This is a genomic window from Amycolatopsis speibonae (genome assembly GCF_042647925.1).
Lineage (GTDB): Bacteria > Actinomycetota > Actinomycetes > Mycobacteriales > Pseudonocardiaceae > Amycolatopsis > Amycolatopsis speibonae.
Map to the genome: position 1 here is coordinate 179595 of NZ_JBHRWK010000059.1, position 22235 is coordinate 201829.

General features: G+C 69.3%; 25 protein-coding genes. 8 read left to right on the forward strand and 17 right to left on the reverse strand.

Annotated elements, in window-relative coordinates; translation table 11 throughout:
• Window positions 1–36: 36 nt before the first annotated feature.
• Window positions 37–909 (forward strand): arylamine N-acetyltransferase family protein, encoded by an 873-nt coding sequence (locus ACFOSH_RS32425; RefSeq protein WP_378243428.1) that lies wholly within the window; start codon window positions 37–39, stop codon window positions 907–909.
• Here the strand turns inward: ACFOSH_RS32425 and ACFOSH_RS32430 are convergent.
• The 9 genes from ACFOSH_RS32430 to clpS all read right to left on the reverse strand — a co-directional run bounded on the left by ACFOSH_RS32430 (window position 870) and on the right by clpS (window position 6030).
• Window positions 870–1583 (reverse strand): aspartate/glutamate racemase family protein, encoded by a 714-nt coding sequence (locus ACFOSH_RS32430; protein ID WP_378243430.1) that lies wholly within the window; start codon window positions 1581–1583, stop codon window positions 870–872. The genes ACFOSH_RS32425 and ACFOSH_RS32430 overlap by 40 nt on opposite strands.
• Window positions 1584–1673: 90 nt before the next feature.
• Window positions 1674–2624: a PLP-dependent cysteine synthase family protein gene (locus ACFOSH_RS32435; protein WP_378243432.1), complete on the reverse strand. Its 951-nt coding sequence runs from the start codon at window positions 2622–2624 to the stop codon at window positions 1674–1676.
• Window positions 2625–2627: 3 nt separating this feature from the next.
• Complete coding sequence (locus tag ACFOSH_RS32440) at window positions 2628–2900, reverse strand: MoaD/ThiS family protein (protein ID WP_020631108.1); 273 nt, start codon at window positions 2898–2900, stop codon at window positions 2628–2630.
• A 70-nt stretch (window positions 2901–2970) separates the two neighbouring features.
• Window positions 2971–3378, reverse strand: coding sequence for a Mov34/MPN/PAD-1 family protein (locus tag ACFOSH_RS32445; protein ID WP_101613470.1), 408 nt, complete (start codon window positions 3376–3378; stop codon window positions 2971–2973).
• 55 nt (window positions 3379–3433) lie between these two features.
• Window positions 3434–3925 (reverse strand): DUF2017 family protein, encoded by a 492-nt coding sequence (locus ACFOSH_RS32450; protein WP_378243435.1) that lies wholly within the window; start codon window positions 3923–3925, stop codon window positions 3434–3436.
• Window positions 3918–4157: an ATP-dependent Clp protease adaptor ClpS gene (locus ACFOSH_RS32455; protein WP_378243437.1), complete on the reverse strand. Its 240-nt coding sequence runs from the start codon at window positions 4155–4157 to the stop codon at window positions 3918–3920. Before ACFOSH_RS32455 ends, ACFOSH_RS32450 begins: the two co-directional genes overlap by 8 nt.
• Window positions 4158–4187: 30 nt before the next feature.
• The gene (locus ACFOSH_RS32460; protein WP_378243438.1) at window positions 4188–5180 is read right to left on the reverse strand and encodes a P1 family peptidase; all 993 of its coding nucleotides are present in this window, start codon (window positions 5178–5180) and stop codon (window positions 4188–4190) included.
• Window positions 5177–5734: a DUF2017 domain-containing protein gene (locus ACFOSH_RS32465; protein ID WP_378243440.1), complete on the reverse strand. Its 558-nt coding sequence runs from the start codon at window positions 5732–5734 to the stop codon at window positions 5177–5179. Before ACFOSH_RS32465 ends, ACFOSH_RS32460 begins: the two co-directional genes overlap by 4 nt.
• Window positions 5731–6030: an ATP-dependent Clp protease adapter ClpS gene (clpS, locus tag ACFOSH_RS32470; RefSeq protein ID WP_026466907.1), complete on the reverse strand. Its 300-nt coding sequence runs from the start codon at window positions 6028–6030 to the stop codon at window positions 5731–5733. The genes ACFOSH_RS32465 and clpS overlap by 4 nt, the downstream gene beginning before the upstream one ends.
• A 74-nt stretch (window positions 6031–6104) precedes the next feature.
• Here clpS and ACFOSH_RS32475 point away from each other — a divergent pair, with 74 nt between their 5' ends.
• Genes ACFOSH_RS32475 through ACFOSH_RS32485 form a run of 3 tightly spaced genes read left to right on the forward strand, consistent with a single transcriptional unit; the run spans window position 6105 to window position 8652 of the window.
• Window positions 6105–7409, forward strand: coding sequence for a nicotinate phosphoribosyltransferase (locus tag ACFOSH_RS32475; RefSeq protein WP_378243442.1), 1305 nt, complete (start codon window positions 6105–6107; stop codon window positions 7407–7409).
• Between the two features lie 20 nt (window positions 7410–7429).
• Window positions 7430–8005: an isochorismatase family protein gene (locus ACFOSH_RS32480; RefSeq protein ID WP_378243444.1), complete on the forward strand. Its 576-nt coding sequence runs from the start codon at window positions 7430–7432 to the stop codon at window positions 8003–8005.
• Complete coding sequence (locus tag ACFOSH_RS32485) at window positions 8002–8652, forward strand: bifunctional 4-hydroxy-2-oxoglutarate aldolase/2-dehydro-3-deoxy-phosphogluconate aldolase (RefSeq protein ID WP_378243446.1); 651 nt, start codon at window positions 8002–8004, stop codon at window positions 8650–8652. The genes ACFOSH_RS32480 and ACFOSH_RS32485 overlap by 4 nt, the downstream gene beginning before the upstream one ends.
• A gap of 171 nt (window positions 8653–8823) precedes the next feature.
• Here ACFOSH_RS32485 and ACFOSH_RS32490 read toward each other — a convergent pair whose 3' ends face one another.
• Entirely contained in the window at window positions 8824–9489 is a 666-nt protein-coding gene (locus ACFOSH_RS32490) for a choice-of-anchor P family protein (RefSeq protein WP_378243448.1), read from the reverse strand.
• Window positions 9490–9642: 153 nt separating this feature from the next.
• Between ACFOSH_RS32490 and ACFOSH_RS32495 the strand changes: the two genes are divergently transcribed.
• From ACFOSH_RS32495 to ACFOSH_RS32505, 3 genes are all read left to right on the forward strand, one after another.
• Window positions 9643–10251 (forward strand): biotin transporter BioY, encoded by a 609-nt coding sequence (locus ACFOSH_RS32495; protein ID WP_378243450.1) that lies wholly within the window; start codon window positions 9643–9645, stop codon window positions 10249–10251.
• Window positions 10252–10376: 125 nt separating this feature from the next.
• Window positions 10377–12434, forward strand: coding sequence for an ATP-dependent DNA helicase (locus ACFOSH_RS32500; RefSeq protein WP_378243452.1), 2058 nt, complete (start codon window positions 10377–10379; stop codon window positions 12432–12434).
• A 57-nt stretch (window positions 12435–12491) separates the two neighbouring features.
• Window positions 12492–12845, forward strand: coding sequence for a hypothetical protein (locus ACFOSH_RS32505; RefSeq protein ID WP_378243454.1), 354 nt, complete (start codon window positions 12492–12494; stop codon window positions 12843–12845).
• Between the two features lie 67 nt (window positions 12846–12912).
• Here the strand turns inward: ACFOSH_RS32505 and ACFOSH_RS32510 are convergent, their stop codons facing one another.
• The 5 genes from ACFOSH_RS32510 to ctaD all read right to left on the reverse strand — a co-directional run bounded on the left by ACFOSH_RS32510 (window position 12913) and on the right by ctaD (window position 18955).
• Window positions 12913–13317: an OsmC family protein gene (locus ACFOSH_RS32510; RefSeq protein ID WP_378243456.1), complete on the reverse strand. Its 405-nt coding sequence runs from the start codon at window positions 13315–13317 to the stop codon at window positions 12913–12915.
• 11 nt (window positions 13318–13328) lie between these two features.
• Window positions 13329–15086, reverse strand: coding sequence for a serine/threonine-protein kinase (locus ACFOSH_RS32515; RefSeq protein WP_378243458.1), 1758 nt, complete (start codon window positions 15084–15086; stop codon window positions 13329–13331).
• A gap of 17 nt (window positions 15087–15103) precedes the next feature.
• Window positions 15104–15862 (reverse strand): peptidyl-tRNA hydrolase, encoded by a 759-nt coding sequence (locus tag ACFOSH_RS32520; protein WP_378243460.1) that lies wholly within the window; start codon window positions 15860–15862, stop codon window positions 15104–15106.
• A complete protein-coding gene (gene serB / locus ACFOSH_RS32525; protein ID WP_378243462.1) occupies window positions 15859–17088 on the reverse strand; it encodes a phosphoserine phosphatase SerB in 1230 nt (409 codons plus the stop codon). Before serB ends, ACFOSH_RS32520 begins: the two co-directional genes overlap by 4 nt.
• An 88-nt stretch (window positions 17089–17176) precedes the next feature.
• Window positions 17177–18955, reverse strand: coding sequence for an aa3-type cytochrome oxidase subunit I (gene ctaD, locus ACFOSH_RS32530; protein ID WP_378243464.1), 1779 nt, complete (start codon window positions 18953–18955; stop codon window positions 17177–17179).
• A gap of 135 nt (window positions 18956–19090) precedes the next feature.
• On the opposite strand from ctaD, the gene ACFOSH_RS32535 reads away from it, so the two are divergent.
• Complete coding sequence (locus tag ACFOSH_RS32535; protein ID WP_378243466.1) at window positions 19091–19930, forward strand: phosphotransferase; 840 nt, start codon at window positions 19091–19093, stop codon at window positions 19928–19930.
• A 236-nt stretch (window positions 19931–20166) separates the two neighbouring features.
• On the opposite strand, the gene ACFOSH_RS32540 is transcribed toward ACFOSH_RS32535, so the two are convergent.
• Together ACFOSH_RS32540 and ACFOSH_RS32545 are read right to left on the reverse strand one after the other, a co-directional pair.
• Window positions 20167–21375, reverse strand: coding sequence for a glycosyltransferase (locus ACFOSH_RS32540; RefSeq protein WP_378243468.1), 1209 nt, complete (start codon window positions 21373–21375; stop codon window positions 20167–20169).
• Window positions 21376–21486: 111 nt separating this feature from the next.
• Window positions 21487–22224, reverse strand: coding sequence for an alpha/beta fold hydrolase (locus ACFOSH_RS32545; protein ID WP_378243470.1), 738 nt, complete (start codon window positions 22222–22224; stop codon window positions 21487–21489).
• Between the last annotated feature and the right edge of the window lie 11 nt (window positions 22225–22235).

Below are 22235 nucleotides of genomic sequence, written 5' to 3' on the forward strand. Positions count from 1 at the left end.
CCTGAATTGTCGGTGGGGGCGGCTACGGTCGCTCGTATGGGGATCCCTTCTTCCGAGCACGTCGACGTGCCCGCCTACCTCGCGCGACTCGGCCTCGAGCACGAGCCGCCGGGCCTCGACGCGCTCTTCCGGCTGCACGCGGCGCATGTGGAACGGGTGCCGTACGAGGATTTCGAAGTCCAGCTGGGCCGGGTGACCTCGCTGGATCCGGCGGTGTCGTTCGGCCGGATCGCCGCCGGACGCGGCGGCTACTGCTATCACCTCAACGGCGCGTTCTCGGCGCTGCTGAGGGCTCTCGGCTACCAGGTCACCCGGCATCCGAGCGGGGCGCAGATGGCAGGCGACCAGGCCGGGATCCACCTCAACCACCTCGCGCTGACGGTGACCGGGCTACCGGAGACGCCCGAGGTCGGCTGGCTGGTCGACGTCGGGCTCGGGGACGGCATCCACGAGCCGCTCCCGCTGCGTGAAGGCGAATACAAGCAGGGGCCGCTGGTGTTCCGCCTGCGGGCTTCCGAGGTCACACCCGGTGGCTGGCGGTTCGACCACGATCCGCAGGGCAGCTTCGTCGGGATGGACTTCGCGCCGGAAAAGGCCGTGATGGCGGACTTCGCCGAGAAGCACGTGGAGCTGTCCACGTCCGAGGACTCCGGGTTCGTCCGCACGCTGGTCCTGCAGCGGCGGGACGCCGACGGCCTGGACTCGCTGCGTGCGCTGACCTTGAGCGGCCTGCCGGGCGGCAAGACGGTGCTGGAATCACCGGCCGAGTGGTGGACGGCGATCGAGGACGTCTTCGGCGTGCCTCGCGGCGGTTTCACCGGTGAAGAGCAGGACAGGCTGTGGCGGCAGGCAGTCTCCCAGCACGAGCTTCACAACGCGGGAGGGAGTGAGGCCTTGCCCAGCGCGTAGTCCACGGCCGCTTCGGCGTGCAACCTGGTGGTGGGAAAGGTGGGCACCGGACTGTCTTCGGGGCCGACGAGCAGTTCGATCTCGGTGCAGCCGTAGATGACGCCTTCCGCGCCCGCCTCGACGAGCCTCGCGATGACTTCGCGGTACCGCTCGCGGGAGTCCTCGGTGACGACGCCGTGGACGAGTTCGTCGTAGATGATCCGGTGCACCGTTTCGCGGTCTTGCTCGTCCGGGACGAGCACGTCGAGCCCGTGCGCGGCGAGGCGGTCGCGGTAGAACGGCTGGGCCATCGTGAAGCCGGTGCCCAGGAGCCCGACGCGCACGATGCCTTTCGTCTTGATCGCGACGGCCGTGGCGTCGGCGAGGTGCAGCAGCGGGATGCCGAGGCCCTTGGTGAGCTGGTCGGCGACCTTGTGCATCGTGTTGGTGCACAAGACGACGAAGTCCGCTCCGGCGGCTTCGAGGCCGCGCGCGGCGCGGTTCAGTTCCCGCCCGGCGTCGTCCCAGCGGCCTTCGGCCTGCATCGCTTCGATTTCGGCGAAGTCCACGGAGTAGAGCACAGTGCGCGCGGAGTGGTACCCGCCGCGGACCTCACGGACGAGCTCGTTGACCAACCGGTAGTACTCGGCCGACGATTCCCAGCTCATCCCGCCCAGCAGCCCGATGACCTTCATGCCCGCCATCGTGCCAGCGCCCGGGCGTGAGATGAATGGGACTTTCATGGCAAATTTTGCCATGAAAGTCCCATTCATCTCATCCGGAAGTCAGGCCCAGAGCTGCCCGTCGAGCCTTTCGGCCGCTTCGTCCAGCGAACCGGAGTAAGCGCCCGTAGAGAGGTACTTCCACCCGGCGTCCGCGACCACGAAGGCCACGTCGGCGGGCTTCCCCGAGGCGGCGGCCTTCTCCGCGACAGCCAGGGCCGCGTGCAGCACGGCACCGGTCGAGATCCCCGCGAAGATGCCTTCGTGCTCCAGCAACTCGCGAGTCCGGCGAAGCGCGTCGTACGCGCCGACGGAGAACCGGCCGTTGAGCACACTCGCGTCGTAGAGCTCCGGGACGAAGCCCTCGTCGAGGTTCCGCAGGCCGTACACCAGCTCGCCGTAGCGCGGTTCGGCCGCGATGATCTGCACGTCCGGCTTCGCCTCGTGCAGGTAGCGCCCGACGCCGACCAGGGTCCCGGTGGTGCCGAGGCCGCCGACGAAATGCGTCAGCGTCGGCAGGTCCTTGAGCAGTTCGGGTCCGGTGCCGCGGTAGTGCGCGTCGGCGTTGGCCGGGTTGCCGTACTGGTAGAGCATGACCCAGTCCGGATTGGCCTCGGCCAGTTCCTTCGCCCGGCGCACGGCCTCGTTGGAGCCGCCGGCGGCCGGGGAGAAGACGATCCGCGCGCCGTACGCCTGCAGCAACTGCTTGCGTTCGGTGGAGGTGTTCTCCGGCATCACGCAGACCAGGCCGTAGCCCTTGAGCTTCGCGGCCATGGCGAGCGAGATCCCGGTGTTGCCCGACGTCGGCTCCAGAATCGTGGAACCGCGCCGGAGGGTGCCTTCACGCTCGGCGGCCTCGATCATCGCCATCGCGGGGCGATCCTTGATCGAACCGGTCGGGTTGCGATCCTCCAGCTTCGCCCACAACCGCACGTCGTGCGTGGGCGAAAGCCGGGGAAGGCCGACCAGCGGGGTGCCGCCGAGCGCGTCGAGCAGCGACTCGAAGCGAGCCATCGATCAGCCTCCGGCCACGGCGGGCAGGATGGTCAGGGTGTCGCCGTCCTTGACCTCGGACTCGAGGCCACCGGAGAAGCGCACGTCCTCGTCGTTGACGTAGACGTTGACGAAGCGGTGCAGCTTCTCTTCCTTGACCAGGCGGGCTTTGAGGCCGCCGTGGCGGGACTCGATGTCGTCGATCACCTCGAGCACGGTCTTGCCGTTCGCCTCGACGGACTTCTCGCCGCCGGTGTGCGTACGCAGGATGGTCGGGATGGACACGGTCACGGCCATGGTTTTCTACCTCCGGTGGGTTCTCTACTACGCAGACGTTCGGGCCGGTCCGGGTTATTCCGGACGGGGTTCAGCCGGTGATCTCGACGGGCTCCTCGGTGATCTCCCCGTCCACGATCCGGTAAGACCGGAACTGGTGCGAATCGGGGTCCTTGGTGGAGACGAGCACGTAGTGCGCGTCGGGTTCCGAGGCGTACGAGACATCGGTGCGTGACGGGTAGGCGTCGGTCGCGGTGTGCGAGTGGTAGATGACCACCGGGACCTCGTCGTTGGCGTCCATCTCGCGGTAGAGCTTGAGCAGATCGCCCGAGTCGAATTCGTAGAACGTGGGCGAGCGCGCCGCGTTCAGCATCGGGATGTAGCGCTCGGGGCTGTCCGACCCCTCGGGACCGGCGATCACCCCGCACGCCTCATCGGGGTGGTCACGACGGGCATGGGCGACGATCTCGTCGACGAGTTCACGGCGGATCCGGAGCACACCGCACATCTTAGGTGCTGGACGCGCCTGGTCCACACTCTGAGATTGCCGCCACTCAGAGCGTGTGGACGCCCGGTGTCGCCGGGTCGTCGAGGATCGCGGTCGTGATCATGTTGTCGAGCGAGGTGAGCCAGGCGGACTTCACGTCGCGATCCCGGCTGGCCACGAAGTCGTTCGGCGCGTGCGCCTTCCACCTCGGGCGGCGCAGGTACCTGACCTGTGCCTGGACGAGCACGAGCCGCAGATCGGCGACCCCTGCCCGGTCGAGGACCAGACTCGTCCCGCCCGGCCAACGGTCGAGCACCCTGGCGAGCGTGGCCCGCACTTCCGCGCGCATCTCCGCACCGTGACGCTCCCGGAAGCCTTCGCTATCAGCCTTCTTGAGGTAGGCGTCGGGGAACAACCTGTCGTCCCGGACGTCCTCGGCCCGCGACTCCAGGGCCTGGCCGAAATCGACCAGGATCGCTCGCAGCACTTCGGCCACGTTCTCCGTCAGGTCGAGCCGGACGCAGTCACCGTCCCGGACCGCGCGCGCCCCGTCACGCATGCCTGAGCCTCGCGCGAAGGCCACGCACTTGCAGCGCCGCGACCAGCTTCTCCCCTTCCGCCCACGGGCCAGGCGCCAGATCCACTTTGCCGCGGCGGTCGATGTCACCGGCGACCCGGTACGCGGTCTCGGTGGTGTACCCGAGAACGTCACTCAGCACCAGCGTGACACCGCCGTAGGTGTTGATGTTGTCGTTGTGGATCTCGATGATCCACGATCCCCCTTGACGCATGCCGACTTGATCGCCCGCGCCCGCTTCTCGTTACGCGAGGGCTTCCGGCCAGACGTCGCGGTAAGCGCGCATGCCCCCGGCCGAAGTGGCGTTCAGCACGCCGTGCACCATCGCCCGCCCGAAGACCCGCGCGGTCGCCGAGCAGAGCGTGTCCAGCACCATGGCGCGCCGCGTCGCCGCGATGGGGCCCGTGCCGCCGGGCAGTTCCCGGTCGCCGGTCGCCAGCGCGAACACCGTGTCGCCGTCGAACATCGTGTGCGCCGGGCGGACCGCCCTGGCGAGGCCGTCCTGCGCGGCCACCGCGAGCCGTCGCGCCTCCGCTTTGGACAGTGCCGCGTCGACCGCGACCACGCCGATGGTCGTGTTGAGCCCCGACGCCTTCGCCTCGACGTCGCCGGGCCGGTCCGGCCAGCGGACGCCGAACTCGCCGTCGACCTCGTGATCCGCCGCGAAAGCGCGGCCTGTCGACAGGTCCACGGCTTCACCGGCGGCGTTCACGGCGGCGACGACGCCGACGGTGAACTCCCCGACCCGCTCCGAAGCGGTCCCGATCCCACCTTTGAGTGAACCCGCCTTCGCGCCGGCGCCCGCGCCGACGGTCCCCAGCCGTACAGGCCCCCCGACAGCCGCTTCACAGGCGGCGTAACCGAAGGAAGCGTCCGGGCGGTTGCCCCAGTCGCTTCGCGGCAGGTCGAACAGCACCGCCGCGGGCACGATCGGCACCACCTCGTGCGGTTCCGTGCCGACCGGGATCCCCAGGTTCCGTTCGGCGAGCCAGCGCATGACGCCGTCCGCCGCGGCCAGGCCGTAAGCGCTCCCGCCGGACAGGCAGATCGCGTTGACGTGCTGGACCAGGTTCTCCGGCTCCAGCAGATTGGTCTCCCGCGTGCCGGGCGCGCCGCCGCGCTGGTCGACAGCGCCGACAGCGCCACCGGGGACCAGCACGACCGTCGTCCCGGTCGCCCAGCCGTCGCCGACCCGCTCGTGGTGCCCGACCAGCACGCCGGGAACGTCGGTGATCACGATGTCAGCGACTGGATGAGGGTCTCCTGGACCCAGGTCAGCCAGTGGTAGACGCCCAGATGCGGCGCGCGGGGATCGTCCTCGGGCAGCTCGTCGGGCATGTCCTCGGTGATGTCGAGCGCGGTGCCCAGCGCCAGCCGGACGTCGTTGAGCGCGCCCAGCCACGCGTCGGCCTGCTCGAAGGTCAGCCGCACGTTCCCGCCGTCACGCGGCAGGGTGTCCAGCACGATCTTGGCGACGCCGACCTTCTTGTCCAGCAGATCGGGCTCGTGGAGCGACCGCATCGCGGCGGCCGAGTCGATGTCCTCGCGGGTCGGGTTGTCCGGGTCCAGTTTGTGGAAGTCGGGCAGCAGCCGTGAGAGCACCGGGTCGTCCGGCGACTCCGTCGGGCCCGTGCGGATCCCGGTCAGCTCGGCCAGCTCGTCCTGCGGCGCTTCCTCGGCGCGCGCGGTGAGCATGTCCTCCAGCTGGCTGACCAGACCGCGCAGCACCGCGGCCTCCTGCTGCTCGAACCCGGCGACGATGGTCTCGCCCTTGCGGCGCCATCCGTTCATGAAGGCTGCTCCATGGTCGCCCAGAGACCGGCCGCGTGCAGTTTCGCGACGTCGACCTCCACCTTCTCCTTGGAACCGGAGGACACGATCGCCTTGCCCTTCTGGTGCACGTCGAGCATCAGCTTCGTCGCGTGGTCCCGGCTGTAACCGAACAGCTTCTGGAACACGTACGTCACGTACGACATGAGGTTCACCGGATCGTTCCAGACGACCGTCCGCCAGGGCTTGTCCTCAGAGACGACTTCTACTCCCTGTGGATCAACCTGCGTCTGCTCGGATGCGACAGGCGTGGACATGCACTCCATGGTGTCACGGGCCCAACCCGGTACGGGCTGGCAGGTCCGGCCATGTGGGTGAATAGGCTGGTGCCATGGGTTTCCCCGAGGCGGCCACTGGCGCCAGCACCGCGCTGCTCACCGACCACTACGAGCTGACCATGCTGGCCAGCGCCCTGTCCGACAGGACCGCGGACCGGCCGTGTGTCTTCGAGGTCTTCGCACGTCGTCTGCCCGACGGCCGCCGCTACGGAGTGGTCGCGGGTACCGGGCGGGTCCTCGACGCGATCGCGGACTTCCGGTTCACCGACGCCGAGCTGAGTCAGCTGGAAGCGACGGCCGTCGTCGACGACGCCACCCTTTCGTGGCTCGCGGACTACTCCTTCTCCGGGAACATCGACGGCTACGCCGAGGGCGAGCTCTACTTCCCCGGCTCCCCGATCCTGACCGTCACCGGCGGCTTCGGCGACGCCGTCGTGCTGGAGACGCTGATCCTGTCGATCCTCAACCACGACAGCGCGATCGCGTCCGCGGCGGCGCGGATGTCGGGCGCCGCGCACGGCAGGCCGATCATCGAGATGGGCGGGCGCCGCACGCACGAATGGGCCGCCGTCGCCGCCGCGCGGGCCTCGTACCTCGCCGGTTTCGCCACGACGTCCAACCTCGAAGCAGGCCGCCGCTACGGCATCCCGACGCGGGGCACCGTCGCGCACGCGTTCATGTTGCTGCACGACAGCGAAGAAGAGGCGTTCCGCGCGCAGGTGGACAAGATGGGCGCCGACACCACCCTCCTGGTGGACACCTACGACATCACCAAGGGCATCGAAACTGCCGTCCGGGTGGCCGGGACCGAGCTCGGCGCGATCCGCATCGACTCCGGCGACGTCGGACCGCTGGCGCGCAAGGCCCGCGAGCAGCTGGACTCCCTCGGCGCCGAGGACACCCGCATCGTGGTGTCCGGTGACCTCGACGAACACGCCATCGCGGCGCTGCGGGCGGAACCTGTCGACGCGTACGGCGTCGGGACCTCGGTCGTCACCGGCTCCGGCGCGCCGACCGCCGGGATGGTCTACAAACTCGTCGAGGTCGACGGCAGGCCCGTCGCCAAGCGCAGCGCCCACAAGGAGTCCCGCGGCGGACGGAAATCCGCGCTGCGACGGCACCGCGAGACCGGTACCGCCGTCGAAGAGGTGATCTGGACCGACGGCTCGGTGGTCCCGGAACGGGGACCGAACGACCACGAATTGCAGATTCCGCTGGTCCGGGACGGCCGGACGGTGGATGATTTGCCCACGCTGGACGACGCGCGCCAGCGGCTTCGGCGGGCGCTGGTGAGCCTTCCGTGGGAAGGCCTCAAGCTCTCACACGGAGAGCCCGCCATCCCGACCGTATTCGTCTAAAGAGAACTCAGGAGCAACACATGGGGACCGCTCTGATCGTGGTCGATGTGCAGAACGACTTCTGCGAAGGCGGGTCGCTCGGCCTGCCCGGTGGCGCAGCCGCCGCCGAAGCGATCTCCAAGCAGGCCGAGGAAGGGGGTTACGCGCACGTCGTCGCCACCCGCGATTACCACATCGATCCGGGCGACCACTTCAGCGAGACGCCGGACTTCAAGGACAGCTGGCCGCGTCACTGCGTCGCCGGCACCTCCGGCGCGTCGTTCCACCCCGCGCTCGACGTGGTCCCGATCAGCGAGGTCTTCTCCAAGGGCGAGTACACCGCCGCGTACTCCGGCTTCGAGGGCAACGCGCGCGACGGCAAGACGCTCGACGCGTGGCTGAAGGAGCGCGACGTCACCGAGGTCGACGTCGTCGGCATCGCGGCCGACTTCTGCGTCCGCGCGACGGCGCTCGACGCGGCGAAGGCGGGCTTCACCGTGCGAGTGCTGCTGGATCTCACCGTCGGCGGTTCGCAGCCGACGGTCGACGCCGCGCTCAAGGACTTCGACGAGGCAGGCGTCACCTACACCGGAAAGGCGCCGGTCCCGGCCGCATGATCCAGCACGACCTCCAGGACACCCTGATCGAAAACCGGCTCGTCGCGATCCTGCGGGCCGCGGACGCGAGCCGCTTCGCCGACGCCGCCACGGTGTTGCACGCGGCGGGGGTGCGGGTGCTCGAAGCGGCGTTGACCACGCCGGGAGCCCCGGACGCCATCGCGGCCATCCGCAAGAAGCTCGGCGACGACGCGCACGTCGGCGCCGGGAGCGTGCGCGAGGTGTCCGATGTGGACCTCTCGGCGGACGCGGGCGCGACGTTCCTGGTCACGCCGACGGTGAACCCGCTGGTGCTGGAGCGCGCGCACGAACGCGGGCTGCCGGTGATCTGCGGCGCGCTGACCCCGACCGAGATCGACCAGGCTTGGCGGCTCGGCGCGGCGGCGGTGAAGGTGTTCCCGGTCGCCGCCGTCGGCGGGGTCGCGTACCTGCGGGCGATCCGGGCGCCGATGCCGGACATCCCGCTCGTCCCGACGGGCGGCGTCCATCTCGCCGAGGTCGCGAAGTACCTCGAGTCGGGTTCGATCGCCGTCGCGGCCGCCACGCCGCTGCTCGGCGACGCGCTCACCTCCGGTGGATCGCTGACGGACCTGGCGACCCGGGCGAGCGAGTTCGTCGCCGCGGCTGTGCAATTCGCCGCGCGCTGACGAAAACCCGCCGAAGGGGCGAAGTTCGCACTCAACGTCACGTTGAACGTGAAAGTCGCCCCTTCATCGTGTTTTCGTGGCCTTCGGCCAAAAGCGGCGCGCGGGTGAAGTCCCCGTCGGGCGCAGAGCGCCCTTTGGGAGACCCTGTGGTCGAGTCGGCATGAGCTTCACTCAGGGCTTCTTCTTGCCGTACGGGTCGCAGCGGGCGGTACCGAGGTAGATGTCGCCCTTCGCCGGGCCACCACCCTGCGGGAACAGCTTGATGTGCAGCATGTGCGTCACGAGGCTCCCGTCGGGCGGCGTCGGCGTGACGGTCTCGTTGACCGTGAGCGACGCCAGCGCCGTCCCGCCCTTCCCGCCGGCGATGGTCAGCCGGTAGTTCTGCGGGATGTTGTCCGGCAGCGTGAACCCGGTGACGTCGCCGAACTCGATGTAGCCGAGGCTGCCGTCCTCGGTGGTGCTGCATTTCGCCATGAAGGTGCGGACCTTGATCACCGGACCGCCGAAACGCTTGAGCAGGGTGGTCTCGAACCGCCGCCCGGCCGCCTCGCCGATGGCCACCGCGCCGTTCCGGCCACACCGCGACTCACCCCCGCCGAAGCGGGCGAAGTCACCCGTGGACCCGCCCTGGGTCTTCGCGGTCAAGGGGCCGTCGACGTCGCACGGCGCGAGTTCGCCGGTGACCACGTGCTCGTCGCCGATCTCCACGTCGAGTGACCCGACCGACGCGGACGCCGTCGCGGGTGCCTCGTCGGCCGACGCGATCGCCGGGCCTCCCATCACCAGCGCCCCGGTCAGGATCGTCACCGACACCAGCCTCGAACCGAGTTTCTTCATGTCCGGCAGCCTCCACCAAGAGTCTGGACCGCGCAGGGCCATGCCACCCGGACGAGTGGACGGGCCATGACCGTGAGGTGGCCGACATTCGGTCCGCGGCCCGCCGTCTGGCGTTAACCTCGGTTCACATTCGTGTACTCATAGGAGGTCTGAGTGTCTTCGCTGTCTGTGGCCGGCACCCGTCCGGTTCTCGCCGACCTCGTTCCCGGAGCGCTGGTCCGTGACGCCGTCCTGGTCGCCGGTGGTGCCGTCCTGACCGGCGCGGCCGCGCAGATCCTGATCCCGGTGCCCGGCTCGCCGGTGCCGATGACCGGCCAGACGTTCGCCGCCCTGTTCGTCGGCGCGGCGCTGGGCTGGAAGCGCGGCGCGCTGTCGATGGCCTTGTACCTCGCCGTCGGCGCGGCCGGCTTCGGCTGGTTCCAGAACGGTTCGTCGGGCCTGTTCGGCGCCAGCGCCGGCTATGTCGTCGGGTTCGTCCTCGCCGGCGCGCTGGTGGGCGCGCTCGCCGGCCGCGGCGGGGACCGCACGCCGCTGCGCACGGCGGGGACGATGGTGCTGGGCAACCTCGCCATCTACTCGGTCGGTGTGCCGTGGCTGATGGCGTCGACCGGCTTCGGCCTGTCGACGGCGCTCGAAAAGGGTGTCGTGCCGTTCCTCGTCGGGGACGCGCTGAAGATCGCCGTCGCGGCCGCGCTGCTTCCGGGCACTTGGGCGCTCGTCTCGCGCTTCAGTGAAGACAAGCACAGCCGCAAGGAGTCGTGACCGGTCCTTTCACCGCCCCACGCGCTGCGATGAAGGGGCCTTTCATAGCAAAATTTGCTATGAAAGGCCCCTTCATCGCACGGGGCGGACGATCTTGACGGTGCCCCCGGCTATCGTCTTGTCCCGTGCCCTCCCGTGCTGATTTCCCCGGTGTCCTCGAACTCCTGACCCACGCGGTCGAGTCCGTGGGCGGTGCCGAGCGCGAGGGCCAGGTCCAGATGGCGGACGCCGTCGGCCGCGCCATCCGCACCGGCGAGCACCTCGCCGTGCAGGCGGGCACCGGTACCGGGAAGTCGTTGGCCTACCTCGTTCCCGCGATCCGGCACGCGGTCGAGAAGGAGGCCACGGTCGTGGTCTCCACGGCCACCATCGCGCTGCAGCGCCAGCTGGTCGACAGGGACCTTCCCCGGCTGGCGAAGGCGCTCAAGAAGCCTCTGGGCCGCGAGCCCACCTTCGCGATCCTCAAGGGCCGCCGTAACTACCTCTGCCTCCACCGACTCGATTCCGGCGCCCCGGACGAGCCGGAGGATCAGCAGCTGTTCGACCCGTTCGCCGTCTCCCGGCTGGGCAAGGAGGTCACCCGGCTGCGGGAATGGTCGTCCGACACCGAGACAGGCGACCGGGACGAGCTGGTCCCCGGTGTCTCGGATCAGGCGTGGCGCCAGGTGTCCGTCACGGCCAGGGAATGCCTGGGCGCCTCACGCTGCCCCATCGGCACCGACTGCTTCGCGGAACGGTCCCGCGCCGAGGCGGGCAAGGCCGACGTCGTGGTCACCAACCACGCGCTGCTGGCGATCGACGCGCTGCAGGGCTACCAGGTGCTCCCCGACCACGACCTGGTGATCATCGACGAGGCGCACGACCTCGTCGATCGCGTGACCTCCGTGGCGACGGGCGAGCTGACCAGCGGCATGGTCTCCGCCGCCGCCCGGCGCTGCGGGAAACTCGTCGATGACGAAGTGGCCGATCAGCTGCTCGAGGCCAGTGACGGGCTTGCCCTGATCCTCGACGACATGCCGTCGGGCCGCATGGACTCGTTGCCGCAGGCCCTCACCGGCGCGATCCCCGCGGTCCGCGACGCCGCGCACCGCTGCCTCACCTCCCTCGGCAAGGACCGGAAGGAAGACGTCGACGAGGCCACGGCCCGCAAACTGGCGCGGTCGCTGCTCGAAGAGGTCCACGACACCGCTGTCCGGTTGCTCGAAGCCTTCGACGACGACAAGGCGCATCAGCGCGACGTCGTCTGGCTGACCGGGGACCGCTTCTCCACGAACCCGCGTCCGCCCGCGCTGAAGGTCGCTCCGCTGGGCGTCGCGGGCCTGCTGCGGGAGCGTGTCTTCAACCAGCACACGACCGTCCTCACGTCGGCGACGCTGACCTTGGGCGGCACGTTCGACACCATGGCCCGGCAGTGGGGTCTCCCGCCCGGCGGGGCCAGGGTCGAGAAGTCGCCGGGCACGGCGACGGACAAGGCCGCCCCGGCAGACACTGACGACGCCGAAGGCCCGAAGTGGACCGGGCTCGACGTCGGCTCCCCGTTCGACCACAAACGCAACGGCATCCTCTACCTGGCCAAGCATCTGCCGCCGCCGGGGCGGGACGGGTTGCAGCCCTCGACCATGGACGAGCTGGCCGAGCTGATCGAGGCCGCGGGCGGGCGCACGCTCGGCCTGTTCTCCTCGATGCGCGCGGCGAAGCAGGCCACCGAGGAGATGCGGGAGCGGCTCGACCTGCCGATCCTCTGCCAGGGCGACGATTCCACCGGCCTGCTGGTGCAGAAGTTCTCCGAAGACGCGCGCACCTGCCTGTTCGGCACGCTGTCGCTGTGGCAGGGCGTCGACGTGCCCGGCCCGTCGCTCCAGCTCGTGGTGGTGGACAGGATCCCGTTCCCCCGCCCGGACGACCCGGTGTCGTCGGCGCGGCAGCGAGCAGTGGAAGCCAGGGGCGGCAACGGTTTCCTCACCGTCGCGGCCACACACGCCGCGCTGCTGCTCGCCCAGGGCACCGGACGGCTGCACCGCTCGGTCACCGACCGCGGCGTCGTCGCGATCCTGGATTCGCGGCTGGCCACGGCCCGCTACGGCGGTTTCCTGCGCGCCTCGCTGCCGCCGTTCTGGCCGACCATGGACCCGAAGGTCGCCCGCGACGCGCTGCGCCGCCTCGACGCCGCCGCCCCGGCCTGAGTGGCCTGGAACACGGCCGAGTACCGTTAACGGAACGCCGAAGACAGGGAGAACCGGTTGTCCCACGAGTCGCCCAACGCACAATCCCGGACAGTCAGCGTCGATGACACCGGGGTGCGGCGCCAGCTCGCGGACGGAAGCGAGGAAGCCGTCACGTGGTCCGAGCTGTCCGCGGTGGTGGTCAGAGTGATCCCTGAAGGCCCGTGGAAGGAAGACGTCTTCTTCATGCTCGCCGGCTCCGACGGCAAGGGAACCGCGATCCCCAGCGGCGACCCGGCCGCCGACGCGCTGATCGAGCGGCTGCAGACGCTGCCCGGCTTCGACAACGAGAAGTTCATCGAGGCCATGACCACCGACGCCGACGAGGCTTACGTGGTCTGGAGCTCCGAAGGCCACGCCGCTAAGCACTAAAAGTGTTATGAAGGGGACTTTCATGGCAAAATTTGCCATGAAAGTCCCCTTCATAACATCCGGGGGCCTACTCGGCCGGGAAGCTCTCCGTGACCGGGATGCCCTTCTTCAGCGTCCGGCTCACCGTGCACAGCCGCTCGATGGCGCGGTCCACCGCCGTCGCGAGCGCCTCCCGGTCCTCAGCCCCCAGCGAAGACACATCGACGTCGAAGGCCACATGAACGGCGTCGAGCTCCGAAGCGCCTTCGCGCCTGTCCGCGGTCACGCCGACCCGGAACTTCGAGTCCTCCCCGATCCGGCGCGTGATGAGGTTCTCCGCGGTGACGGCCGAGCAGCCCGCCGCCGCGATCTGAAGCAGTTCGGCGGGCGAGAAGGCACCCTCGGCGCCCTTGCGGCCGATCACGACCTCCGCGCCGCGTTCGTTGCGGCCGATGAAGCGGTGTTCGCCGTCGCGCTGGACTTCCAAAGACACGGTTCTTCCCCTTATCGAAGTGACGGCAGCCTGGGGGCGATCCCGGCGGCCAGCCGTTCCGCGGCCGGGCACATCTCCTGCGGCGGCTTGACCTTGTCCGAAACGTAGATCTCCACCGTCTCGATCATGGCACGCCCGTCGCCGGTGAAGGTCCGGTGCGGGATCTCGGCCTGGCAAGCCTTCCACTCGGCCGAGACTTCGACGAAGGCTTCCCGCGATCCGAGAGCGACGCGCCTGCCGTCGTCTTCGAACGGCGCCCACTCCCGTTCGAACCGGACAGTCACCTCGGTCTCGCGATGGTTCCAGTAGCACTCCCAGTTCCCGAACACCGGATCCGGCGTCGCAGGGCCGCCCACGATGGCCTGCGGCAGGTCCCCGCCCAGCGCGCAGGCGTCGAGGCTCCCGAGCGTCCCGGCGGCGAAGGGCGCGGGTCGCCGCTTGATCGGCTCCCGGTTCAGCACCGCGACCGCGTTCGAGGCCACCGGATCGACGTAGTCGCACAGGTGGGCGTGCCAGTTCTTGATGTGCCGCGCGTGCACCCAGATCTGGTTGCCGTCCGGCAGCTCGATGGCCCGCTGGCACTTGTCTTCGGTGTCGCTCGGCAGCTCGCGCACGGTCAACTGCCCCGGCGCCGGTTTCACCAGCATCGGCGAGCCGGGAATCGTCAGTTCGAGCCGGACGTCGACGATGTCCTCCTCGTCCGGGCTCAGGCGCAGCATGACGCTGCAGGCGTTGAAGTTCCCGTCGGCGGTGTCCAGTTCAGGGGTCCCGAACCGCTTCAGCACGGCCGGGTCCACCAGCGCGCAGGGATCCGCCGTCCGCGGATCTCCGACCGAATCGGCCGGGGACGTGGCAGCGGCCACCGGCGCCGGTTCTTTCATGACGTAGACCAGGCCACCGGCCAGCACCAGCGCCGCCGCCGCGACGGCTCCGATCACGACGGCGCGCCCTGTCGCGCGGAAACGTCGTGAGCGCGCGAGAACGCCGACGTCCGCGACTTCGGACAGCAGCTCGGCGGCGCGGACGGCGTCCGGCCGTCCCGCGGGTTTGCGCCGCAGCAGCTCGGTCAGCACCGGCGCCAGCGGTCCCGACCGGCGGATCGGCTCCAGGGTGTACGACGTCGCCCGCCGGAGCTGCACGAACGGTCCGACGCTCGCGTCACCCCACACCGAGGTGCCCTCGACGGCGGCGAACAACGTCGCGCCGAGCGAGAACACGTCCGCCGCGGCGCCCGCCTGCTGCCCTTCGGCCATCTCGGGCGCGACGTAGCCGGGAGTCCCGACGTCGAGACCGCCGCCGGTGCGGGTCACCTCCGCCCATTGCGCGATGCCGAGGTCGGTGAGTTTGGCGGTGCCGTCCTCGGCCACCAGGACGTTGCCCGGTTTGAGGTCGCGGTGGACCATGCCCTTCTCGTGCATCGCCGCGAGCGCCCCGGCGAGCTGGACACCGATCTTCGCCACCTTGCCGGGCGAAAGCGGCCCTTCGGCGTCGATGATGTCGGCGAGACTGCGCGAGGGCAGGTACTCCATGACGAGCCAGCGGTCGTCCTCGTCGAGCACGGCGTCGAATACGGTGACCACGTTCGGATGGTGCAGGCCCGCGCCGATCCGCGCCTCGCGCCGGATCTGGCCGCTGTCCCCGGCCTGCGAGCGTTTGAGGGCGACGACCCGCCCGAGGTCCTGATCGGTGGCACGCCAGACCACGCCCATGCCCCCGGCGCCGATCCGCTCCTCCAAGCGGTAGCGCCCGGCGATCAGCCGGTCACCCATACGGGGAGTATAGGAGGTTAAGCCCTTTGGGCTAGCACCGTGACGGTTCCGGGATCGACTTCGGTGAACCCGGCGTCCCGGACCGCGACGACGCCGTCACGGCGCCATGAGCCCTCGGGATCCTCGACCGGGCACAGCGCCTTCCAGGTCGCGACCGGCGGGGTCCGCACCGAGCACCGGAAACCGGTCTCGGCCCAGGCCGCCCGTTCGGCCTCGTCCAGCAGCGAAGCCAGGATCATCGTCGCGTGCCCGACCTGGGCCGCCCCCTTGCCGACGGTCATCGAGACCTCGGGGTTCAGCAGCAACCGCGGGAGCCCGTCCGGCGCGGGCCCCGGCTCGTCGGCCGGGAGTTCGCTCCCGGAGATCTGGAGTCGCGAGACCTCTTTCGGCGTCTCGACGACGAGGCCGGGGAGCAAGGCCCGCGCCTCGGCGCCGTCGACCTCGATCGTGATGCCCGGCAGCTCCTGGACCGCCTGCCAATGCGCGCCCCGCGCACGCCGGGCGACCTTGCGGATCCGGCCGTCGACCCACGCCGTGAGCGGCTCGTGCCATTCGCCCTCGGGCTCGGCGCGTTCGTCGAGGCAGACCGCGACAGCGGCCGCCGCGGCCGCCTCCAGCAAAGCTGTCCGAGACGGCGGTTCGGCACGTTCCATCCGCAGGATCACCGGCATGGCTCGGACCTCGGCGGGATCCTCGTCGGAGGTGTCCACCGTGTCCTCGGCGGGCAGTCCCAGCCAGTACGCGTAGCGCGCGGCCAGCGGCTCCAGCACACTCATGGCCGGGAGTACTCGAGACCGTCGGCGGCGTCCGCGGCCTCGATTTCGGACCTGGTGACGCCGAGCAGGAACAGCACGGCGTCGAGGTACGGGTGCGAAAGCGCGGTGTCGGCGACCTCGCGCAGCGCGGGCTTCGCGTTGAAGGCGACGCCCATCCCCGCGACCGACAGCATGTCGATGTCGTTCGCGCCGTCACCGACCGCGACGCACTGCTGCAGCGAGATCTCGTACTCCTCGGCGAAGCGGCGAAGCGCCTTCGCCTTACCCGCGCGGTCGACGATCTCCCCGACCACCCGGCCGGTGAGCTTGCCGTCGACCACTTCGAGCTCGTTCGCGGCGGCGAAATCGAGGCCGAGGTCGTCCACGAGGGACTGGATGATCTTGGTGAATCCGCCCGAAACGACCCCACAGCGGAAACCCATCCGCTTCAGGGTGCGGATGGTCGTGCGCGCGCCCGGGGTGAGCTCGATCGACGCGGCGACCTCGTCGAGCACCGACTCCGGCAGGCCTTCCAGCAGCGCGACGCGGCGCTCCAGCGACTCGCCGAAGTTCAGCTCGCCGCGCATCGCGGCCTCGGTGATCTCGCGGACCTGCGGTTCGACGCCGGCGTGCGCGCCGAGCATCTCGATGACCTCGCCCTGGATGAGCGTGGAATCGACGTCGAAGACCACCAGGCGCTTGGCGCGGCGGGCGAGCCCGGCCCGCTCGACCGAGATGTCGATCCCGGCCTCGACGGCGGCGTCCGCCAGCGCGGTGCGCAGCGCGGCGTCGGCTTCCGGGGTGTCCTGGGCGAGCGAGGTGTACAGCTCCAGCCCGGTCACCGGGTAGTCGGCGACACTGCGGATCGAGTCGATGTTGACGTCCAGCGCGGCGAGGCGGCGCGCGACGTCGGAGAACGCCCGCGCTGTCACCGGGCGGCCGAGCATCAGCAGGACATGCGTCGAATCCTTCTGGCCGATGGCGAACGGGTCCGCGCCGATGGCCGAACCGATCTTCACCTCGACCTGCATGCCGACCGACGCCATCGCCTGCTCGACGTACTCCTGCAGGCCCTCGGGGTCGCGGTACACGCCGGCGAGTACGCCGAGTACCAGCTGGCCACGGATGACCACCTGCTCGACATCGAGGACGTCGACGTCGTGCCGGGAAAGCACGGCGAACAGGACCGAGGACACACCCGGCTTGTCGGGACCGGTGGTGGTGATGAGAACTGGTGTCTGCGTCACGGGGGTCAGTCTCCCTTAACCAGCCATGAAAAAGGCGCGTGCCTCGCCTCGGTGTGAGGCAGGGCACGCGCCATTTCCGCTTATCGGGTCACTGCTCGCTGGAGTTGTCCTTCGAGTGATCACCCGGCATGGCCGCGTCGGTGAGCACCTGGGACGGCGCGCGGTGGGTGTTGACCTTCTGCTTCCCGAAGAAGCCGATCTCACCCTCCTTGTGGATGCGCTCGACCATATGCGGGTAGTGCAGTTCGAACGCCGGCCGCTCGGACCGGATCCGCGGCAGCTCGGTGAAGTTGTGCCGCGGCGGCGGGCAGGACGTCGCCCATTCGAGCGAGTTGCCGTAGCCCCACGGGTCGTCCACCGTGACGATCTCGCCGTACCGGTAGCTCTTGAAGACGTTCCAGATGAACGGCAGCGTCGAGGCACCGAGGATGTACGCGCCGATCGTGGAGATCGTGTTCAGCGTGGTGAACCCGTCGGACTGCAGGTAGTCCGCGTACCGGCGCGGCATGCCTTCGGCGCCGAGCCAGTGCTGCACCAGGAACGTGGCGTGGAAGCCGATGAACGTGGTCCAGAAGTGCCACTTGCCGAGCTTCTCGTCCATCATGCGGCCGGTGATCTTCGGGAACCAGAAGTAGATCCCGGCGAACGTGGCGAACACGATCGTGCCGTAGAGCACGTAGTGGAAGTGCGCGACGACGAAGTAGCTGTCCGACACGTGGAAGTCGATCGCCGGCGCGGCCAGCATGATGCCGGTCAGACCGCCGAAGAGGAACGTGACGATGAAGCCCATCGAGAAGATCATCGGCGTCTCGAAGGACAGCTGGCCCTTCCACATCGTGCCGATCCAGTTGAAGAACTTCACGCCGGTCGGGACCGCGATCAGGAACGTCATGAAGGAGAAGAACGGCAGCAGCACGGCGCCGGTCGCGTACATGTGGTGCGCCCACACGGCCACCGACAGCGCGGCGATCGCCAGCGTCGCCCAGACCAGGCCCTTGTAACCGAAGATCGGCTTGCGGCTGAAGACCGGGAAGATCTCAGACACGATCCCGAAGAACGGCAGGGCCACGATATAGACCTCTGGATGACCGAAGAACCAGAAGAGGTGTTGCCAGAGGATCACGCCGCCGTTCGCGGGGTCGAACACATGCGCCCCGAGATGCCGGTCCGCCAGCAGGCCCATCAGGGCCGCGGTCAGGATCGGGAACGCCAGCAGGATCAGGATGCTGGTGACCAGGATGTTCCAGGTGAAGATCGGCATCCGGTACATCGTCATACCGGGGGCGCGCAGGCAGACCACCGTGGTGATCATGTTGACGCCACCGAGGATGGTGCCGAGACCCGACACGACCAGACCGGCGATCCACAGGTCGGCGCCGACGCCGGGCGAGTGGATGGCATCCGACAGCGGGGTGTAGGCGAACCAGCCGAAGTCGGCGGCGCCACCCGGGGTCAGGAAGCCGGACATCACGATCAGGCCGCCGAAGAGGTACAGCCAGTACGAGAACGCGTTCAGCCGCGGGAAGGCCACATCGGGCGAACCGATCTGCAGCGGCAGCACGAAGTTCGCGAATCCGAAGAGGATCGGCGTCGCGTACAGCAGCAGCATGATCGTGCCGTGCATCGTGAACAGCTGGTTGTACTGCTCCTGCGAAAGGAACTGCTGCCCGGGACGCGCCAGCTCGGAGCGGATCAGCATCGCCATCGCGCCGCCCACCATGAAGAAGGCGAACGACGTGACCAGGTACATGATGCCGATTTGCTTGTGGTCCGTCGTGCGGAACAACCGCAGCAGGTACGAACCCTTAACCGACTCGCGCGCGGGGTATGGGCGCGTGGCGATCGGCTTGGGGGCTACGGCCGTCACTCCTGCCTCCAACACTCAAACCTTGTGGTGGTCAATGTTCTGCCGTCGGCCGGGTCGGGGACCCATTTCGGCGGCTAGTGGGGATCGTAGCCCTCACTACCGACAGTCGCGCGCACCGGCTGGCAAGATCGGGCCGTGACCGACGAACGCACGCGGGCGGGAGTGGCCGCGGCGATCGCTGTCGGTGACCGGTACGGGTTGCCGACCGATGCTCCCGAGGTCCTGCATTTCAAGTCGAACGTGCTGGTGAGACTGGGTCCGATGGTGGCGCGGGTACCGGGCACGACGCGCTTCGCCCGGCCGTCCCCTGAGGACTGGCTCGCGCGCGACGTCGAGCTGTCGAGGTACCTCACGGAACGTGATGTGCTCGTCGTCTCACCCACCACGGATCCCCCGGCCGGACCGCATTTCGCCGACGGACTCCCGGTCACTCTCTGGCATTACACGCCTCACGAGCCGGGGCACACGCTGTCGCCGCGAGAGGTGGCGACTTCACTCGCCAGGGTGCATGCCGCGCTCGCCGACTACCCCGGCGAACTGCCCGAACTCGGACCGGTCCGCGAGCTCCGGACCCTGCTCGACCGGAACGACTCCCTCCTGGGCGACGCGGCTCCCCGGCTGTACGAAGAACTCGAACGGGTGGCGGCGGCGCTTCCGGACGACGAGGCACGGCCGCTGCACGGTGACGCCCATCGGGGGAACGTCGTCGCGACGGCGGCCGGACCGTGCTGGCTCGACTTCGAGGACACCTGGCGCGGACCGCTCGGCTGGGACCTCGGCGTTCTCTACGCGGAGGCAGGGCTCGCGACCTTGGAGGCGTACCCAGCGGATGTCGCGCCTTCGTCGCTGGAGCCGTTCATCGCGTTGCGGCGGTTGTTCGAGGTGCCCTGGCGGTTCGTGATCGCGCAGCGGTTCCCGGAGCGACTCGGGGAAGCGGAAGCCGCACTGGCGCGCTACTTCTCGCGCACCTCGTGAGTGGCAAGGACGGTTCTAACCCGAATCGCCACTCACGACCACCTGGGCCCGAGCCGGTGCTTCGCGTGACTGGGTGGGCGACACGCGTGATTGGACGGGCGACACGCCGCGTTCTGGGGTCTCATCGCGAGTCGCCCACCCAGTCACGTGTGTTGCCCCTCCAATCACGCGAAACCGCCAGACTGTGGGTACCTAAGACACTGTTGGCTCTAACCATCCTTGCCACTCACGAGGCATCAGACGGCCGCCATCAGGAGTTGCGCCGCCACATCGACGCCGTCCGTCCTTACCTCACCGCCGACGTGAGCAGCGCGCGAAGCGACGTCAGGCCGCAGCACCTCGCTCAAAGCGTGCGTCAACGACTCCGCCGTCGGCTCCCCCGTGATCGAGGTCCCCACTCCGAGGTCGCGGACACGCTGTGCGAAGTAGGGCTGGTCGAACATCTGCGGGACGAGTACCTGCGGTGCCCCGGCCCGGGTCGCAGCCGTCGTAGTCCCGGCGCCGCCGTGGTGCACGACCGCCGCGACGCGCGGGAAGAGCGCCTGCTGGTTGACGTCCCCGATGGCGAGGCAGTCAGGCTCGTCGTCGATCAGCGCCAGCTCGGTCCAGCCGCGGAACACGATCGCCCGCCGTCCGTGCGCCCTCGCCGCGTCGATCATCGCCTTCTCGATCTCCTCCGGCGCGCGGATGCTCCCGAAGCCGAAGTAGACCGGCGGTTCCCCGTCGTCGAGGAACGCCTCCAGTTCCGGGGACAGCGGGCTCTGGTCCGGCAGGATCCAGGCGCCGGTCTGGTGCACGTCCAGCGCCGACGGTCCCCGCCACGGCGCGAGCACCGGATCGGCGGCCAGCCACGGCGCCTCGGTGAAGATGTGCCCGCGGACGTCGCCGACCGGCGGCAGGCCGAGCAGTTTCCGCTGCGCGTCGAGCACGCCGCCCCACTGCTCGTTCCACCGTTCCGCGTCGTCGGCCCACAGGGCCGGGACGTCGGCATCGGGATTCTTCGGCGCCCACCCGGAGAAAACGGGCGGACGATGGTGCGGAGAAGGCAGCGTTATCGGGCAGTATGCGGTGAAGAAATAGGGAATCCCTTTTCGCTCGGCCAACGAATGGGCGGCGATGTTCAAGGCCATTCCCGCGACGACGGCGTCGCAGCCATCGGCCGCCTCCGGCATCGTCTCGAACTGGTCGACGACCATGGCCTCGGCCATCTTGCGCCGCCCCTCGGGCGTGGCCATCGCCTTGGTCAGCCCGGAATCCGGCTTCGCGGTCGACCGGAGTTCCGGTCCCAGCTGGACGAAGGAGATCCCGAGACCTTCGGCCCAGTCACGGAAATCCGGCGGCGCGCAGAGCCGGGCCTCCTGGCCGAGTTCCCGCAACCGCACCGCCAGCGCCACCAGCGGCTGTACCTCACCCCTCGTCCCGATAGTGGACAGGAGTACACGCATGGGAATCCCCCTTCGGCAAAACGTGAAGGCACGAATTGTGGACCGGGAATGGGGGCTTGCCGCAAGTCCCCCGGTCCGCTATACCTTTAAAGGGGCGAGGTAATCCGATTCTTACGCGGGGTACCAGCCCAAGATCGCTTCGACGACTCCGGCCGGATCCTCCAGCGGCGTCAGATGTCCCGCTTCCGGCAGCACGACGAGTGTCGCGTCCGGCAGCGCGTCCACCAGGGTGTTCGCCGCTTCCAACGGGGTCAGGCCGTCCTCTTCGCCGACCACGACCAGCGCCGGCACGTCCACCGAGCGCAGCGTTTCGAGCGAATCGGGCCGGGCCGCCATCGCGCGCGCCGCCCACGCGATCCCCGCTGGGGGCTGCGTCGTGATCAGTTCGCGAAGCCGTTCGGCGGCTTCCGGCGAGGCTTTTTCGGCGAGCAGCCCGGATGTGACGGCTTCGGGCATCCATCCGGCGCCTTCCGCCTCGACGCGGGCAGCGACGTCATGCCGGGCCTGCGCGGCTTCGGGAGTGTCGGCCGTGGCCTTCGTGTCGATGAAAACGAGCCCGCCCACCCGTTCCGGCGCGAGGCGCAGCACGGCCATCGTCAGATAGCCGCCCATCGAACAGCCGCCGAGGACGACCTCGTCCAGGCCGAGCCTGTCCAGGAGCGCCACGACGTCGCGAGCGGCGTCGTCCAAGTCCGGCTCACGGTCGGTTTCCGGCAGCGGGCTGCGGCCGAGACCGCGCTGGTCGGGGGTGATCAGCCGCAGGCGTTCGACGAGAGGCGCTCGCACCCCGTCCCACATGCGGGCGTCGACGGGGAAGGCGTGCAGCAGTACCAGCGGGAAATCCTTCATGGCGACAATTC

Coding starts and splice junctions, on each gene's coding strand:
- ACFOSH_RS32425 (WP_378243428.1), top strand. CDS start 37: ATGGGGATCCCTTCTTCCGAGCACGTCGACGTGCCCGCCTACCTCGCG.
- ACFOSH_RS32430 (WP_378243430.1), bottom strand. CDS start 1,583: ATGAAGGTCATCGGGCTGCTGGGCGGGATGAGCTGGGAATCGTCGGCC.
- ACFOSH_RS32435 (WP_378243432.1), bottom strand. CDS start 2,624: ATGGCTCGCTTCGAGTCGCTGCTCGACGCGCTCGGCGGCACCCCGCTG.
- ACFOSH_RS32440 (WP_020631108.1), bottom strand. CDS start 2,900: ATGGCCGTGACCGTGTCCATCCCGACCATCCTGCGTACGCACACCGGC.
- ACFOSH_RS32450 (WP_378243435.1), bottom strand. CDS start 3,925: ATGCGTGACGGGGCGCGCGCGGTCCGGGACGGTGACTGCGTCCGGCTC.
- ACFOSH_RS32455 (WP_378243437.1), bottom strand. CDS start 4,157: ATGCGTCAAGGGGGATCGTGGATCATCGAGATCCACAACGACAACATC.
- ACFOSH_RS32465 (WP_378243440.1), bottom strand. CDS start 5,734: ATGAACGGATGGCGCCGCAAGGGCGAGACCATCGTCGCCGGGTTCGAG.
- clpS (WP_026466907.1), bottom strand. CDS start 6,030: ATGTCCACGCCTGTCGCATCCGAGCAGACGCAGGTTGATCCACAGGGA.
- ACFOSH_RS32475 (WP_378243442.1), top strand. CDS start 6,105: ATGGGTTTCCCCGAGGCGGCCACTGGCGCCAGCACCGCGCTGCTCACC.
- ACFOSH_RS32480 (WP_378243444.1), top strand. CDS start 7,430: ATGGGGACCGCTCTGATCGTGGTCGATGTGCAGAACGACTTCTGCGAA.
- ACFOSH_RS32485 (WP_378243446.1), top strand. CDS start 8,002: ATGATCCAGCACGACCTCCAGGACACCCTGATCGAAAACCGGCTCGTC.
- ACFOSH_RS32490 (WP_378243448.1), bottom strand. CDS start 9,489: ATGAAGAAACTCGGTTCGAGGCTGGTGTCGGTGACGATCCTGACCGGG.
- ACFOSH_RS32515 (WP_378243458.1), bottom strand. CDS start 15,086: ATGGGTGACCGGCTGATCGCCGGGCGCTACCGCTTGGAGGAGCGGATC.
- ACFOSH_RS32520 (WP_378243460.1), bottom strand. CDS start 15,862: ATGAGTGTGCTGGAGCCGCTGGCCGCGCGCTACGCGTACTGGCTGGGA.
- ACFOSH_RS32540 (WP_378243468.1), bottom strand. CDS start 21,375: ATGCGTGTACTCCTGTCCACTATCGGGACGAGGGGTGAGGTACAGCCG.
- ACFOSH_RS32545 (WP_378243470.1), bottom strand. CDS start 22,224: ATGAAGGATTTCCCGCTGGTACTGCTGCACGCCTTCCCCGTCGACGCC.